General features: G+C 67.2%; 16 protein-coding genes. 9 read left to right on the top strand and 7 right to left on the bottom strand.

Annotation, left to right across the window (positions count from 1 at the left end):
- Positions 1-104: 104 nt before the first annotated feature.
- The 6 genes from tkt to pgl are packed head-to-tail and all read left to right on the top strand — an operon-like array spanning position 105 to position 8,204.
- Entirely contained in the window at positions 105-2,201 is a 2,097-nt protein-coding gene (gene tkt, locus ACLKOY_RS01545; RefSeq protein WP_436452143.1) for a transketolase, read from the top strand.
- Positions 2,198-3,310 (top strand): transaldolase, encoded by a 1,113-nt coding sequence (gene tal, locus ACLKOY_RS01540; RefSeq protein WP_140037297.1) that lies wholly within the window; start codon positions 2,198-2,200, stop codon positions 3,308-3,310. The genes tkt and tal overlap by 4 nt, the downstream gene beginning before the upstream one ends.
- Positions 3,307-4,914 carry a glucose-6-phosphate isomerase gene (locus ACLKOY_RS01535; protein WP_436452142.1) on the top strand — a complete coding sequence of 536 codons (1,608 nt, stop codon included), beginning with the start codon at positions 3,307-3,309 and terminating at the stop codon, positions 4,912-4,914. The genes tal and ACLKOY_RS01535 overlap by 4 nt, the downstream gene beginning before the upstream one ends.
- A gap of 22 nt (positions 4,915-4,936) precedes the next feature.
- Positions 4,937-6,487, top strand: a complete 1,551-nt coding sequence (gene zwf, locus ACLKOY_RS01530) for a glucose-6-phosphate dehydrogenase (RefSeq protein WP_436452141.1) — start codon at positions 4,937-4,939, stop codon at positions 6,485-6,487.
- On the top strand, positions 6,484-7,419 hold the full coding sequence (locus tag ACLKOY_RS01525; RefSeq protein ID WP_436452140.1) for a glucose-6-phosphate dehydrogenase assembly protein OpcA: 936 nt from the start codon (positions 6,484-6,486) through the stop codon (positions 7,417-7,419). The genes zwf and ACLKOY_RS01525 overlap by 4 nt, the downstream gene beginning before the upstream one ends.
- The gene (gene pgl / locus ACLKOY_RS01520) at positions 7,419-8,204 is read left to right on the top strand and encodes a 6-phosphogluconolactonase (RefSeq protein ID WP_436452139.1); all 786 of its coding nucleotides are present in this window, start codon (positions 7,419-7,421) and stop codon (positions 8,202-8,204) included. The genes ACLKOY_RS01525 and pgl overlap by 1 nt, the downstream gene beginning before the upstream one ends.
- A gap of 10 nt (positions 8,205-8,214) precedes the next feature.
- On the opposite strand, the gene ACLKOY_RS01515 is transcribed toward pgl, so the two are convergent.
- Positions 8,215-9,198, bottom strand: a complete 984-nt coding sequence (locus ACLKOY_RS01515) for a DMT family transporter (RefSeq protein ID WP_436454076.1) — start codon at positions 9,196-9,198, stop codon at positions 8,215-8,217.
- A gap of 61 nt (positions 9,199-9,259) precedes the next feature.
- Here ACLKOY_RS01515 and def point away from each other — a divergent pair, with 61 nt between their 5' ends.
- The 3 genes from def (at position 9,260) to ACLKOY_RS01500 (ending at position 11,607) form a co-directional block, all read left to right on the top strand.
- On the top strand, positions 9,260-9,826 hold the full coding sequence (gene def / locus ACLKOY_RS01510; RefSeq protein WP_436452138.1) for a peptide deformylase: 567 nt from the start codon (positions 9,260-9,262) through the stop codon (positions 9,824-9,826).
- 117 nt (positions 9,827-9,943) lie between these two features.
- The gene (locus tag ACLKOY_RS01505) at positions 9,944-10,459 is read left to right on the top strand and encodes a septum formation family protein (RefSeq protein ID WP_436452137.1); all 516 of its coding nucleotides are present in this window, start codon (positions 9,944-9,946) and stop codon (positions 10,457-10,459) included.
- A 332-nt stretch (positions 10,460-10,791) separates the two neighbouring features.
- Positions 10,792-11,607: a tyrosine-type recombinase/integrase gene (locus tag ACLKOY_RS01500; RefSeq protein ID WP_436452136.1), complete on the top strand. Its 816-nt coding sequence runs from the start codon at positions 10,792-10,794 to the stop codon at positions 11,605-11,607.
- Here ACLKOY_RS01500 and ACLKOY_RS01495 read toward each other — a convergent pair.
- The 6 genes from ACLKOY_RS01495 to ACLKOY_RS01470 are packed head-to-tail and all read right to left on the bottom strand — an operon-like array spanning position 11,576 to position 14,758.
- Positions 11,576-11,809, bottom strand: coding sequence for a hypothetical protein (locus tag ACLKOY_RS01495; protein ID WP_436452135.1), 234 nt, complete (start codon positions 11,807-11,809; stop codon positions 11,576-11,578). The two genes, ACLKOY_RS01500 and ACLKOY_RS01495, sit on opposite strands and share 32 nt — an antisense overlap.
- A 21-nt stretch (positions 11,810-11,830) precedes the next feature.
- Positions 11,831-12,118 carry a hypothetical protein gene (locus tag ACLKOY_RS01490; protein ID WP_436452134.1) on the bottom strand — a complete coding sequence of 96 codons (288 nt, stop codon included), beginning with the start codon at positions 12,116-12,118 and terminating at the stop codon, positions 11,831-11,833.
- Entirely contained in the window at positions 12,108-12,431 is a 324-nt protein-coding gene (locus tag ACLKOY_RS01485) for a hypothetical protein (RefSeq protein WP_436452133.1), read from the bottom strand. Before ACLKOY_RS01485 ends, ACLKOY_RS01490 begins: the two co-directional genes overlap by 11 nt.
- 7 nt (positions 12,432-12,438) lie before the next feature.
- On the bottom strand, positions 12,439-13,149 hold the full coding sequence (locus ACLKOY_RS01480) for a hypothetical protein (protein ID WP_436452132.1): 711 nt from the start codon (positions 13,147-13,149) through the stop codon (positions 12,439-12,441).
- Positions 13,146-14,261, bottom strand: coding sequence for an SGNH/GDSL hydrolase family protein (locus ACLKOY_RS01475; protein ID WP_436452131.1), 1,116 nt, complete (start codon positions 14,259-14,261; stop codon positions 13,146-13,148). Before ACLKOY_RS01475 ends, ACLKOY_RS01480 begins: the two co-directional genes overlap by 4 nt.
- Positions 14,258-14,758 carry a hypothetical protein gene (locus tag ACLKOY_RS01470; protein ID WP_436452130.1) on the bottom strand — a complete coding sequence of 167 codons (501 nt, stop codon included), beginning with the start codon at positions 14,756-14,758 and terminating at the stop codon, positions 14,258-14,260. Before ACLKOY_RS01470 ends, ACLKOY_RS01475 begins: the two co-directional genes overlap by 4 nt.
- Positions 14,759-14,765: the final 7 nt, after the last annotated feature.

Below are 14,765 nucleotides of genomic sequence, written 5' to 3'. Positions count from 1 at the left end.
GAAATGACTCGCGCGCCCAGCGCACATCACAAACCCTTCCTTTGCGTTGCGGACTGCGATCGTGCAATCCGGGCGCTCTCGAACAGTTGCAGAAGGGCTTCACAGTGTCGGAATTGCAGTGGGATGAGATCGACCGACGCGCGGTGGACACCGCGCGTCTTCTGGCTGCGGATGCCGTGGAGAAGGTCGGCAACGGCCACCCCGGCACCGCCATGAGCCTGGCTCCAGCCGCGTATCTCCTCTACCAGCGGGTGCTGCGTCACGACCCGACCGACACCGACTGGCTCGGCCGCGACCGCTTCATCCTCTCGGTCGGACACTCTTCGCTCACCCAGTACGTCCAGCTCTACCTGGGCGGCTTCGGCCTCGAGCTCGACGACCTCAAGGCGCTCCGCACCTGGGGCTCGCTCACCCCCGGCCACCCCGAGTACGGCCACACCAAGGGCGTAGAGATCACCACCGGCCCTCTCGGCCAGGGGCTCGCTTCCGCGGTGGGCTTCGCCTACGCCGCTCGCTACGAGCGCGGGCTCTTCGACCCCGAGGCTGAGGCGGGCACCAGCCCGTTCGACCACTTCGTCTACGTGATCGCGGGCGACGGCGACCTCCAGGAGGGCGTCACCAGCGAGGCCTCCTCGCTGGCCGGCCACCAGGAGCTCGGCAACCTCATCGCGATCTACGACTCCAACCAGATCTCGATCGAGGACGACACGAACGTCGCCTTCACCGAAGACGTCGCGAAGCGCTACGAGGCATACGGCTGGCAGGTCCAGACCGTCGACTGGAAGAAGACGGGCGAGTACGTCGAGGACGTCGCCGAGCTGCATGCTGCGATCGAGGCCGCCAAGGGCGAGACCTCGAAGCCGTCGCTCATCATCCTGAAGACGATCATCGGCTGGCCGTCGCCCGGCAAGCAGAACTCCGGCAAGATCCACGGATCCGCCCTGGGCGGCGACGAGCTCGCCGCGACCAAGAAGGTCCTCGGATTCGACGCCGACGAGCACTTCGCGATCGCCGACGATGTGATCGCCCACACCCGCGGTCTCGCCGATCGCGCCGCCGAGGAGCGTGCCGCGTGGCAGAAGTCGTTCGACGCGTGGGCCGCGGCCAACCCCGAACGCAAGGCCCTCCTCGATCGTCTCGAGGCCAAGGATCTGCCTGCGGACATCACCTCCGCTCTCCCCGTCTTCGAGAGCGGCAAGGACGTGTCGACCCGTGCGGCGTCCGGCCAGGTCATCAACGCTCTCGCCGCCGAGCTCCCCGAGCTCTGGGGCGGATCCGCCGACCTCGCCGAATCGAACCTCACCACGATCAAGGATTCCAAGTCCTTCATCCCCGCAGAGTGGTCGACGCACGAGTGGTCGGGTGACCCGTACGGCCGCGTGCTGCACTTCGGCATCCGCGAGCACGCCATGGGCGCGATCATCAACGGCATCGTGCTGCACGGCCCGACGCGCGCCTTCGGCGGTACGTTCCTCATCTTCAGCGACTACATGCGCCCGCCGGTGCGTCTGGCCGCGCTGATGAACGTGCCCAGCATCTTCGTCTGGACGCACGACTCGGTGGCCCTCGGCGAGGACGGTCCGACCCACCAGCCGGTCGAGCAGATCGCCACATTGCGCGCCATCCCGAACTTCACCCTGGTGCGCCCCGCTGACGCCAACGAGACCTCGGCCGCCTGGCTCGAGATCCTCCGCCGTCACGAGGGACCGGCCGGTATCGCTCTGACGCGTCAGAACATCCCGGTGTTCGAGCGCGGACAGGGCTCGGCGGAGGGCGATGTCTTCGCCTCGACCGACGGCGTCGCGAAGGGCGCCTACGTCCTCGCCGATGCTCCGAACGGCACGCCGGACGTGATCATCATCGCGACCGGTTCCGAGGTGCAGCTCGCGGTCGACGCACGCGCAGCCCTCGCAGAGGAAGGCGTGAACGTGCGCGTCGTCTCCGCTCCGTCGCTCGAGTGGTTCGACGAGCAGGACGAGGCCTACCGCGAGTCGGTCCTGCCCAAGGCCGTCACCGCGCGCGTCTCAGTCGAGGCCGGTTCGGTGCTCAGCTGGCGCGGCATCGTGGGCGACCGCGGCCGTTCGGTCGGCATCGACCACTTCGGCGCATCCGCCGACTACAAGACCCTGTTCCAGAAGTTCGGCATCACCACCGAGGCCGTCATCGCGGCCGCACGCGAGACCATCAAGGAGAACGCATGAGCACCCCCACCGCAGACCTCGCAGCAGCCGGTGTCAGCATCTGGCTCGACGACCTGTCGCGCACCCGCATCTCCTCCGGCAACCTCGCCGAGCTGATCGAGACCCGCAATGTCGTCGGCGTCACGACCAACCCGACGATCTTCGCCAACGCGATCACCGACAAGAACAACACGTCGTACGACGCGCAGGTCACCGAGCTCGCCGCATCGGGCGCCACGGCCGAAGAAGCCGTCTTCGCCGCGACCACGCAGGACGTCGCAGCCGCTCTCGACATCTTCCGCCCCGTGTGGGAGAAGTCGGGCCACGTCGACGGCCGCGTGTCGATCGAGGTCTCCCCCGACCTCGCGCACGACACCGAGGGCACCGTCGAACAGGCCAAGAAGCTGTGGGCCAAGGTCGACCGCCCCAACCTGCTCGTCAAGATCCCCGCGACGAAGGCGGGCCTGCCCGCGATCACCGAGGCGATCGCGTCGGGCATCAGCGTCAACGTGACCCTGATCTTCAGCCTGGAGCGCTACGCCGAGGTCATCGACGCGTACCTGGCCGGGCTCGAGCGCGCGCACAGCGCCGACTTCGACCTGTCGAGCATCCACTCCGTCGCGTCGTTCTTCGTCTCTCGCGTCGACACCGAGACCGACAAGCGCCTCTCGGCGATCGGCACCGACGAGGCCGAGGCCCTCAAGAGCAAGGCCGGACTCGCGAACGCCCGTCTCGCCTACGAACTCTTCGAGCAGAAGTTCGCCGAGAAGCGTGCGCAGGACCTCATCAAGCTCGGCGCGAATGCCCAGCGCCCGCTGTGGGCATCGACCGGCGTCAAGGACCCGGCACTGCCCGACACGCTCTACGTCACCGAGCTCGTCGCGAAGGACGTCGTCAACACGATGCCCGAGAAGACGCTCGAGGCGACCTTCGACCACGGCGTCGTCACCGGAGACACCATCACGGGCGGCTACGAGGATGCTCGCGCGGTGTTCGCAGGCCTTGACGCTCTCGGGATCGACTTCACCGACGTCACGCAGGTGCTCGAGGACGAGGGTGTCGCCAAGTTTATCGATTCGTGGCACGACCTCCTGACGCAGGTGGCCGAGGGCCTCGAGGCGCAGCGATGACTTTTGCGATCCACGCCTCTGGCGCGGCTCGGGTCGCGATCGACGAGACGGTTCCCGCTCTCGTCCACGACCTCGTCGCCTCGCGAGTCACCGGCGGCGACGCGGCCCTGTGGGGCCCGGCAGCCGAGTCCGAGGCATCGATCCGCCTCGGCTGGGTAGAGGCGGTATCCGTCTCACGCCCTCTGGTCGCTGAGATCGTCGCACTGCGCGCCGATCTGCACGAGAAGGGTGTGACGCGGGTCGTGCTCGCGGGCATGGGCGGCTCGTCGCTCGCCCCCGAAGTGATCGCCCAGACCGCCGGCGTCCCGCTGACGATCCTCGACTCGACCGCTCCCGGTCAGGTGCTCGCCGCGCTCGACGAAGGCCTGCAGAGCACCGTGCTCGTGGTGTCGTCGAAGTCGGGATCGACCATCGAGACCGACTCACAGCGTCGCACGTTCGAAGCAGCCTTCCGCGACGTGGGCATCGATCCGCTCGAGCGCATCATCGTGGTCACCGATCCGGCCTCGCCGCTCGACGTCTCCGCTCGTGAAGCCGGCTACCGCGTGTTCAACGCCGACCCGCATGTGGGCGGGCGCTACTCGGCGCTCACCGCGTTCGGGCTCGTGCCGACGGGCCTCGCCGGAGCTGACATCGATGAGCTTCTCGACGAGGCAGAGGCCTCGCTGCTCGAGGTCGCGATCGATTCGGCCGACAACCCTGCACTGCGCCTGGCCGCGGCGATCTCCGCCACGGTGCCTCGTCGCGACAAGCTCGGCCTGATCACCGACGGCACGCACATCAACGGCCTGCCCGACTGGATCGAGCAGCTCATCGCCGAGTCCACAGGCAAGGACGGCACCGGCATCCTGCCCGTCGTGCTGCTGCCCGTGTCGCCCGAGCTCGACTCCCAGCCGTCCGACCTGCAGATCGTGCGGCTCGTCGACGACGCCAACGAGTTCCACCTGCGCGAGCGGCACGAGGGCGAGATCCTCGTCAGCGGTTCGCTGGGTGCGCAGCTCATCGTCTGGGAGTACGCGACGGCGATCGCCGGCTACCTGCTCGGCATCAATCCCTTCGATCAGCCCGACGTCGAGTCGGCGAAGGTCGCGGCTCGAGGTCTGCTCGATGCCCGTCCGGCGCCGACCGCTCCCGCATTCATCGAGAACGGCGTCGAGGTTCGCGTGTCCGACCCCGCTCTGGCGGCGTCCGGAACCGTCGAGGGCGTGCTCGACGCGCTGTGGGCGGCGCTGCCGGCAGACGGCTACGTGTCGATCCAGGCATACGTCAACCGGCTCGACGTCCCGCAGCTGCCGGGGCTCCGCGAGCTCGTCGCCGCCGACTCCGGTCGGCCGACCACGTTCGGTTGGGGACCCCGGTTCCTGCACTCCACCGGCCAGTACCACAAGGGCGGGCCGGCGCAGGGCGTGTTCCTGCAGATCCTGGAGCGCACCGATGTCGATCTCGAGATCCCTGAGCGACCGTTCACGTTCGGCCAGCTCATCGAGGCACAGGCGGCCGGCGATGCCGCCGTCCTGGCCGAGCACGGCCGTCCGGTCGTCTCCCTGACGATCACCGATTCGTCGGCCGACGTCCTCACCCTCTTCGAAGCCGCACAGAAGTAACAGCCAGGAGAATCCCCCACTGATGTCTGTTCCCATCTCGCGCGGGCACAACCCGCTGCGTGACCCCGATGATCGCCGCCTCAACCGGATCGCGGGGCCCAGTGCTCTCGTGATCTTCGGTGTGACCGGAGACCTGTCACGCAAGAAGCTCATGCCCGCCGTCTACGACCTCGCCAACCGCGGGCTCCTGCCACCCGGATTCGCTCTCGTCGGCTTCGCCCGACGCGACTGGGAGGACCAGGACTTCGCGCAGGTCGTCTACGACGCGGTCAAGCAGCATGCGCGCACGCCGTTCCGCGAGGAGACCTGGGCGCAGCTTCTCCAGGGCATCCGCTTCGTCTCGGGTGAGTTCGACAACCCGGAGTCGTTCCGCAAGCTCCGTGAGACCGTCGACCAGCTCGACGTCGAGCGCGGCACGATGGGCAACCACGCGTTCTACCTGTCGATCCCGCCGAAGGACTTCCCTCTCGTCGCGAAGCAGCTCAAGGACTCGGGTCTCGTCGGAGCGAACGACGATGACGACGAGCGCTGGCGCCGTGTCGTGATCGAGAAGCCGTTCGGCCATGACCTCGAGTCGGCGCGCGAGCTCAACGCCGCCCTGGAAGTGGCGTTCTCGGCCGACTCGATCTTCCGCATCGACCACTACCTCGGCAAGGAGACGGTCCAGAACATCCTGGCGCTGCGCTTCGCGAACGAGCTGTACGAGCCGATCTGGAACCGCAACTACGTCGACCACGTGCAGATCACCATGGCCGAGGACATCGGCGTAGGAGGCCGTGCCGGCTACTACGACGGTGTCGGCGCTGCGCGCGACGTCATCCAGAACCACCTGCTGCAGCTGCTCGCGCTCACCGCCATGGAAGAGCCGATCAGCCTGTCCGCCGAGCATCTGCGTGCCGAGAAGGAGAAGGTGCTCGCCGCGGTGCATGTGCCCGACGACCTCTCCCTCGCGACCGCGCGCGGGCAGTACGCAGGCGGTTGGCAGGGCGGCGAGCAGGTCACCGGCTTCCTCGACGAGGACGGCATGAATCCTGAGTCGGCCACCGAGACCTACGCCGCGATCAAGCTCGAGATCGACACCCGCCGCTGGGCCGGTGTGCCGTTCTACCTGCGCACCGGAAAGCGCCTCGGACGTCGCGTGACCGAGGTAGCCGTCGTCTTCAAGAAGGCGCCGGAGCACCTGTTCGGCCGTTCGAACACGTCGGAGCTCGGCCAGAACGCGCTCGTGATCCGCGTGCAGCCCGATGAGGGTGTCACGATCCGCTTCGGCTCGAAGGTGCCGGGCAACGGAACCAACGTGCGCGACGTCACCATGGACTTCGGCTACGGCCACGCGTTCACGGAGGCCAGCCCCGAGGCCTACGAGCGACTGATCCTCGACGTCCTGCTGGGCGATCCGCCGCTGTTCCCGCGTCACGAAGAGGTTGAGCTCTCCTGGAAGATCCTCGACCCCGTGGAGAAGTACTGGGCAGCCGAGGGCGGCCCGGTCGACCAGTACGCACCCGGTTCATGGGGTCCGGCATCCGCCGACGACCTCCTTGCCCGTGACGGACGAGTCTGGAGACGCCCATGATCATCGACCTTCCCGACACGACCGTCAGCCAGGTCGCCAAGCAGCTCGTCAAGGTGCGCGAAGACGGCGGTGCTGTCGCGCTCGGCCGTGTGCTCACGCTGATCATCTCGGCCCGCAACGGTGTCGCCGAAGCCGCGATCGACGCGGCCAACGACGCGTCACGCGAGCACCCCATGCGCGTCATCGTGCTCACCACGGGCGAGGGCGACGCCAGACTCGACGCGCAGATCCGCGTCGGTGGCGACGCCGGAGCCTCTGAGGTGGTCGTACTCCGCGCCTACGGAGACGCCGCGAGCAACGAAGAGAGCCTCGTGACCGGACTGCTTCTGCCCGACGCCCCGGTCGTCGCCTGGTGGCCCGAAGAGGCACCGACGTCTCCGGCCACGTCCCCGCTCGGCAAGATCGCGCAGCGACGCATCACCGATGCGGCGACGGCACCCGACGTGCGCGATCGCCTCGCACAGCTCGGGGCGACGCATGCTCCGGGAGACACCGATCTCGCGTGGACCCGACTCACCCATTGGCGGGAGCAGCTGGCGGCAGTGCTCGACCAGCCCCCGTTCGAAGAGGTCACCGCCGTCGAGGTTCGCGGTGGGTCCGCCTCGCCGTCGACGGCCCTGCTGGCCGCGTGGTTGCAGATGGCCCTCGATGTGCCGGTCAAATGGTCGTACGAAGCCCCGGAGCACTGGCAGGAGGGCATCAAGTCGGTGCGGCTTCACCGCTCGTCCGGTGACATCCTGCTCGAGCGCCCGACGCCCGGCGTGGCAGTGCTGACGCAGCCTGATCAGCCCGATCACGACCTCCACCTCCCCCGCCGCACCCTGCGCGAGTGCCTCGCCGAGGAGCTGCGTCGCCTCGACCCCGACGTCCTGTACGGTCGAGTCATCACCGAGGGCTGGGAGAAGCTGGGTCCGCCCGAGACAGGAGAATGATGTCGACGCAGACAGCATCCGCTGAGAAGCGGGTCGTGGTCGAGTCCACGCCCGCGGCACTCGCCGCGAGCGTGGCCGACCGGTTCCTGACACGCCTGCGTGCCCGCACGCGAAACGGCCGCATCGCTCATATCGCCCTCACGGGCGGTTCGATGGGCGGCGCGGTGCTGCGGGCGACGCGCGACGACCCTCGGTCGGCTCAGATCGACTGGTCGCTGGTGCACTTCTGGTGGGGCGATGAACGGTTCGTCGCACGTGACGACGCCGATCGCAACGCCGTTCAGTCGCGCGAGGCTCTTCTCGACCACATCCCCGTTCCCGCCGAGAACGTGCACGAGGTCGCTGCAGCGGGCGAGGGCCTGACCCTCGACGAGGCTGCCGCGGCCTACGCGGCAGAGCTCGCTCGCTACGGCACCGACGACCACCCGTGGCCGTCGTTCGCCGTCTGCTTCTTGGGCGTGGGGCCTGACGGCCACGTCGCATCGCTCTTCCCCGATCGCCCAGAAGTCACGGTGACGGATGCCGCCGCGCTGCCGGTGCGAGACTCCCCCAAGCCGCCGCCCGAGCGAGTCACGCTGACGCGCCCGGTGCTCAACGCTTCGAAGCGTGTCTGGCTCGTTCTCACGGGCGCAGACAAGGCGTCGGCGCTCGGCCTCGCCCTTGCGGGTGCGAGCTACACGAACGTTCCGGCGGCCGGAGCCAAGGGGCGCAAGCGCACGGTGTTCTTCGTCGACGAGGCTGCCGCCTCAGAGGTGTCGCCTGATCTGATCGATCCCGCGTACTGAGTCAGCTCGCTCAGGCCTCGGGGTCCTTGGTCGCGTCGTCACTGCCGCGCTTGATCCCGAGGTCCTGGCTGTCGCTCAGCACCTGCGGGTGATAGCGCGCGAGATTCACGACGCCCCAGATCGCGACGGCGCCCGCGACCCCGAAGATCACCAGGACCCACCCCGGTGCAGCTGCCGCCTCGCCGAGGACCACCATTCCGATCAGGACGGCGATCATCGGATCGACGACGGTGAGCCCGGCGATGACGAGGTCCGGGGGTCCGGAGCTGTAGGCGGTCTGCACGAAGTAGGCGCCGACCGCGCCGGCCGCGATCAGCGCGATGACGCATACCAGGGTGATCCAGTCGAAGTCGCCGGCCCCGATGCGGCTGATCACGGCCTTGGCGAGAGTCGCGACGAAGCCGTAGAGGACTCCTGCTCCGATCACATAGAACAGAGCGCGCATGCGCTGGCGCAGCACCAGCCAGCATGCCCCCAGCACGATGATGACCACGAGCAGGATCGCCAGGATCGTGAACAGCTCGGTGTCGGTGATCTGCTTCTCCGTGGCGTAGATCGCCGCGAAGAAGACGAAGAGGAAGATGCCTCCCACGCAGCAGACGATCGCGATGATCGATTTCCTGGTCGGCGAGTGACCGGAGATCCGAGCGTTCAGCAGCGTCGTGATGACGAGAGCGATCGCGCCGAGCGGTTGCACCACCATCAGCGGGGCCTGCGAGAGCGCCGCGAGTTGACAGACGATCGCGAGACCGAGCATGAGCGTGCCGGCGATCCAGGAGGGGCGCGTGAACAGGCCCTTCATCTGGCTCATGCTCAGACCGCTGGCTCCGTCGGATCCGCTGAGCCGCTCCACCTTCTCGACGCCGCGATGCTGGTACTGCGCGCCGAGCGACATGAAGACCGCACCCGCAAGCGCGAGAGGGATGCCGAGGAGCAGTTTCGGGTTCTGGAAGACACCGACCAGCTGCTCGGTGACGTCTTCCGCCCCAATCATCCATACGGAGATGCTCACGCTACGACCCTACCCGGCGATGCGCGCCGAGTAGGGTTATGGCGTGGCTGTTCTTCCTATTCGCATCATGGGCGATCCCGTCCTGCACTCCCCCGCATCCGTCGTCGAAGAGATCACCGACGACATCCGCACGCTCGTCACCGACATGTTCGAGACGATGGACACGGCTCCCGGGGTCGGCCTGGCCGCACCTCAGGTCGGTGTGCCCCTGCGCATCTACACGTACGCCTACGTGGACGACGACGACCAGCCGTGGCGCGGGGTCATCATCAACCCCGAGCTGTGGATGGTGCCGCTCGAACCGGGCGAGCCCGACGACGAGCTCGAGTCCGAAGGATGCCTTTCGTTCCCCGGCGAGCGATTCCCGCTGCGTCGTTCCGAGCGGGTGCGCGTCACAGGCACCGATCTCGACGGCTCCCTCGTCGAGATCGCGGTCGACGGGTGGCGTGCGCGCATCATGCAGCACGAATTCGACCACCTCGACGGCATCCTGTACATCGATCGCCTCTCGGACGGCGATTGGAAGACCGTGCAGAAGATCGCCAAGAAGCGCGGATGGGGCAAGCCCGGCGCCAGCTGGGTGCCCGGCATCGACGACTTGGAAGGCTGACCTGCCTTTCAGCCCAATCAAAGCCTTCTCCGAGTTGCACCACAGACTCCGCGCCGGATAGCGTGCTTGAGGCGGGATATCGATATGCCCGTTCACGAAGGCTCTGGAGGGGACATCATGATGAAACTGCGCACGCGACGCGCACTGGCGCTGGCGGGTTCTGCTGTGGCGCTGTCGGTCGCACTGACCGGCTGTAGCGCGCTGAACGGCATCCTGGGCGGAGGCGCGGGAGACGCAGACCGCGACGAGGAGACCGGACAGGTCACCGAGAGCGCGAACATCGACATCTTCGCGCTGAAGGTCGGCGACTGCATGATGGAGGCTCCTAGCGGCCTCCTCGAGGACATCGACGTCGTTCCGTGCGCTGAGCCGCACGACCAGGAAGTCTTCCACGAGATCACCATGGACGATGGCGATTTCTCGGAGGAGGCTATCGACGCCGCTTCGCAGGAGTGCATCGGCGACGCGTACGCGAGCTTCGTCGGCGTTGCCTACGAAACCTCGACTCTCGAGGTCTACCCGATCACGCCGACCCAGCAGACCTGGGATGAGCTGAACGACCGCGTGGTGCAGTGCGTCATCTCTGACCCCGCGGGTCAGATCGAGGGCTCGCTCGAGGGCGCTGCACGCTGATCTGACTCTGATTCGCAGAAAGAGGCCCCGTCACTCGACGGGGCCTCTTTCTGCTGTGAGCACGGATGCGACTGTGCCTCTCGAAGAGGACGCCTCACGAAATGAGGACCCAAAGGGAAAAGCCCCTCCGGAGAGGGGCTTTTCATTGGCTCCCCGGCTTGGACTCGAACCAAGAACCTGCCGGTTCCCAGCCGATCGTGTCGCTGCGCGAGCGGTTCGCGGCGTGACTCACTACGTCATCTGATAACGACTGGGCGTCATCATGCGCCGGAGTGCATAAGTTGGCGCGGGCATGACTGAACGTGCATTCAACTGGATGGATGGATGTACCGATGAAGAATGACAAGATCCTTTCCGCCTACGAAACGTGGCTGCTCGCGAGCTCGCGGAGCGATGGGACGATCAAGCTGCGGATGCGGCACGTTCGGGCGCTCGCTCGTCGGCTACCTCTAGCGCTAGCGCGGGAACGACAGCTACAGGAAGTCCTCGGCGACTGCCGGCACCTGTCCACGGAGACGCGACACTCGATGCTTGCGAGCTGGCGGCTGTTCTACGGCTGGGCGGTCACCAAGCGGTTCATCATGGCCGATCCCACAGCCGAGCTGGAGAGCATTCCCGTTCCGGTACGCATGCCGCGCGTGGCACGCGATCGGGATATCCTCATGGCGCTCCAGGGCTCGGCGCCGCGCGATCGCGGTCTCGTGATGCTCGGCCGGTACGCATGTCTGCGGCTCACCGAGATATCGACGCTGCACATGCGCGATCGCGACGGCGATCTGCTGCGCGTGCTCGGCAAGGGCAACAAGGAACGCATCGTCTACGTGAACGACGATCTCGCCCACGCGCTCACGCGAATCGAACTCGAGCAACCGCGCGGCTTCTACTTTCCGGGCGGCACCGACGGGCACATGCACCCTCAGTCGGTGCACAAGATCATCAAGCGGCTCACGGGCTGGAATCCGCACGCGCTGCGCCATGCCGGCGCGACAGCGGCCTACCGGGCGACGGGCGATCTTCGCGCGGTGCAAGACATGCTCGGGCACGCCTCACTGCTCACGACGCAGCGCTATCTACATCTCGACGATGCTGCGCGCCGCGCCGCCGCCGCGGGAACGATTATCCGGCCGCCTTCGTCGCTCGCGGCTTAGCGCCCCACGTGACCTCGAATTTGCCGGGGCCTCTCTTGTCGACCGTGCGAGTCCCGATCAGCTCTTCCGTCTGATCGGGACTCAGCTCGTCAAGGCGCTGCGCGAGCAACTCGATCGCCGCCCACGGGCGCAAATCGGGATCCATCGTGCGATCGTCACGCATGGCGATCACCTGATTAAGCAGCGACTTCGTTTCTCCCATGCGAGGGAGTCTATGCCGTCGTCAGCGCGCGAGCGACCCCGGACGGTAGACGACACCGACGCCGCCGCCGATGATGCCCATGACGGTGGTGGCGACGCCGCCGGTCGCGAGCACCTGGCCGGCGATGTCGGGGAACCAGATGCCGGCGACACCCGATGCGAGCGCGGATGCGGCGGCGGTTCCCAGCGTCGCCCAGTACACCGCGTCACGCACGTTGACCGGGACGGCGGGGCGGTACTCGTCCGGCTCGGTGGCGGGGCGCGCTGCGGCGCGGCGCTCTGCTCGGGTGGGGGCTGTCTCATTCATCATCGGTGTGGCCTTTCTTCTGGATGGTGTCTACTCGGAAGGTCAGTGCTCTGTGGTCGGTGCGAAGTCCGCGAATGTCCTCGCGGATGCCGCCGATGTCGCGGCGGAGGTCGTTGAACCATCCGCGCGTTTCGGAGTGCCGGCTGTCGTTCTCTTCGCGCATGTTGGTGTCGTGGTGGTTCACAACCTGTTCGCGGGTGGCTGCGGTGTCCCGGCGCACGGCGGTCGTCTCGCGGCGGACGTTGCCGACACGCTTGGCGAGGATGCCGAGGACGGCGAGCGTGATCGCCTGCACGCCGGTGATGCAGGCGACCATGACGGCATCACTCACGTGGCCGGCCCTTGATCGCCTTGTGCAGCGCCTGCACTCGAGTCCAGTCGCCGCCACGGTCGGCGATGGTCGGGATGAGGTCGGGGATCGTGCCGTTGGCGGCTGGCTGCGCGCCGAAGAATGCGACGGAGACGAGAGCGCGCGAGTAGCCGGTGAGCTTCTCGATCTTGCCGCTCTCGGTGCCGTAGTAGAGGGTGCCGCTCTCGGGTGCGTCGCCGATCTTGGCGACGACGTTCCAGATGGGTGAGGTCATGGTGAGTTCGTCCTGTTCTGTCGTGAGAGTGCCGCCTGCCGGCGCGGGGTCGTAGCGGCGCGTGTCGAGATGGGGGAAGTACTCGCCGTGCCAGGGCTCGTGCTTGGCGAGGTTGTGGGGGTAGAGCGCGGTCTGTCGCCATCCGTTGGCTCGCCATACGGCGGCGGCTGCGGGGTCGTACCAGTCGTCAGAGTCGGCGGCGTCGCCTGAGCAGTGCACGGAGTCCTCAGCGCCGAGCGCGAACGGCGCTTTTGGTGCCCACGGGCCGCCGTTGAGGTAGCGCTCGTAGGCGAGCCATTTACGACGGTTCTCGTTGGCTTTCTCGGGCGATCTGCCGGCCTCGTTGATGTCGGCGAGGCGACCGAGCTGGCGATCGATGCGGAGGATGGATGCTGCCGCGGCAGGAGAGGCCCAGCCGCGACCGTGGCCGAGATCGACTTGAGTGGTCACGACAGACCTCCGAAGATGAGCGCGTGGACGGCGAGGGCTTCGAGCAGCGCGGCGCGGCTGTTCTCGTGCAGCGTGTCGAGCATGAGCAGATGTGCGAGCGCTTGGTCGTAGGTGCCGATCACCGCCTCGAAGTCGATGAGGGGCCAGTCGCGAGCCTGGGCGATCGAGTACAGATGGGCGGACAGCGCCTCGGCCTCGGGGCGCGTGCGTGCTCCTCCGAGACCGCCGGGGTTCACGATGATGACAGGGACGCCTCGGGTCGCGAGGGCGTCGTAGTAGGTCGTGATGGCGAACAGGTTGGTGATCTCGTTGGTGCCGAGTGCGCTGATGATGAAGTCGGGATCGGTGGCGGGGCCGGCGACGACTGTCGACCAACGTCCCGTGCTGCCCGCGGGCGACCAGTCAGCCGCTGCGGACGATGGCCGCGCGGGGTTGTCGATGATGAGTCCCGGCGCGGCGTTCTGGTTGATGCGGATGCCGGCGACGTAGAGATCGGCTGTCGTCGCGATCGTGACCGTCAGCGGGCCCGGCACAATACCGGTCAGATCGATGGACGAGAAGCCGGATACTGCCGGGATCGTGATGGCCTCTGACGTGCCGTTGATCGTGAGCGTCGCCGAACCGCCGCCGGGAATGCGCGCGAGCAGCTTGCCGCCGGATGATGTGACGGTGCCCGTGAACGTGACCGACTTGGTGGCGGTCGAGCCGGCGGTCGTCGGCTGGAGACCGATCGAGGTCGTCGGGCTCGGCGACATGCCGGCGGACGTCCATCGCGCGTCCATCACGCCGCTGTCGGCCTGCACGAAACCTTCGAGCGCGTCGAGCAGCCGGCGCAGTTGCGTCGGCCATGACACGACCGTTCCCAGGTACTCGGAAGACTTGGAATCGGCGGTGACGAGCAGCGAGCACGTGCCGCGGCCAAGCATGGCGCGCATCACCTTCTGGCGAATGGTGAGCAGCGCGGGGCTCTCGGCGTTGAACACCGGCGCTTTGAACGTCGCGGTGACACCGGGGCGGGATACCTCGGTGCGCGACACGAAGTCCTTCGCGATCGCCCGCCGGCCCGTCTCGTCGAGCGCAAGCGCATCGGTGAGGGTAACGAAGTAAGTCACGGGACGATCACCACAGGCTGACCGTCCGCCACGCCGGGAAGTGCCGCCGGCCAGCCCGCTCGCGTCTTGCTCTGCAGGACGGTGCTGATCGGCAGGCCGGCAACGGCGAACTGCACGAAGACGGCCACAGAGTCATTCACCGACAGACGAACGATGTTGCCGCCGGTGTTGATCCGGTAGTCATGAGTCGTCGTGTAGAAGGGGCGGAACGGTGCAAGATCCGTTCGCGAGAACAGCTGCCAGGAAAGCCCCGCGGCCTCGGGAGGAAGAACGATCTTGTCGAAGATCCAGTCAACATCGGACCCCTCGCGCATCATGAGCAGTCGGCCCGACGCGATTCGACCGGGGGTGATCAGTCCGGTGATATCCCGCACACCGGTGAACGACGCGGCGTCGGACGCCTGACCGTCGAACAGGAGCTGCGCGCGACCGGCGGCGGCGTTTACGTTGCTGGTGAAATCCGCTCGAGTAACGAGGGTCTTGTTTGCGTCAGCCATGATCTGT

Origin of the sequence: Microbacterium sp. K2, assembly GCF_051365005.1 — a bacterium.
GTDB lineage: Bacteria > Actinomycetota > Actinomycetes > Actinomycetales > Microbacteriaceae > Microbacterium > Microbacterium foliorum_B.
Note: the sequence above shows the minus strand (reverse complement) of the source record. Positions and strands in the feature narration are given on the sequence as shown.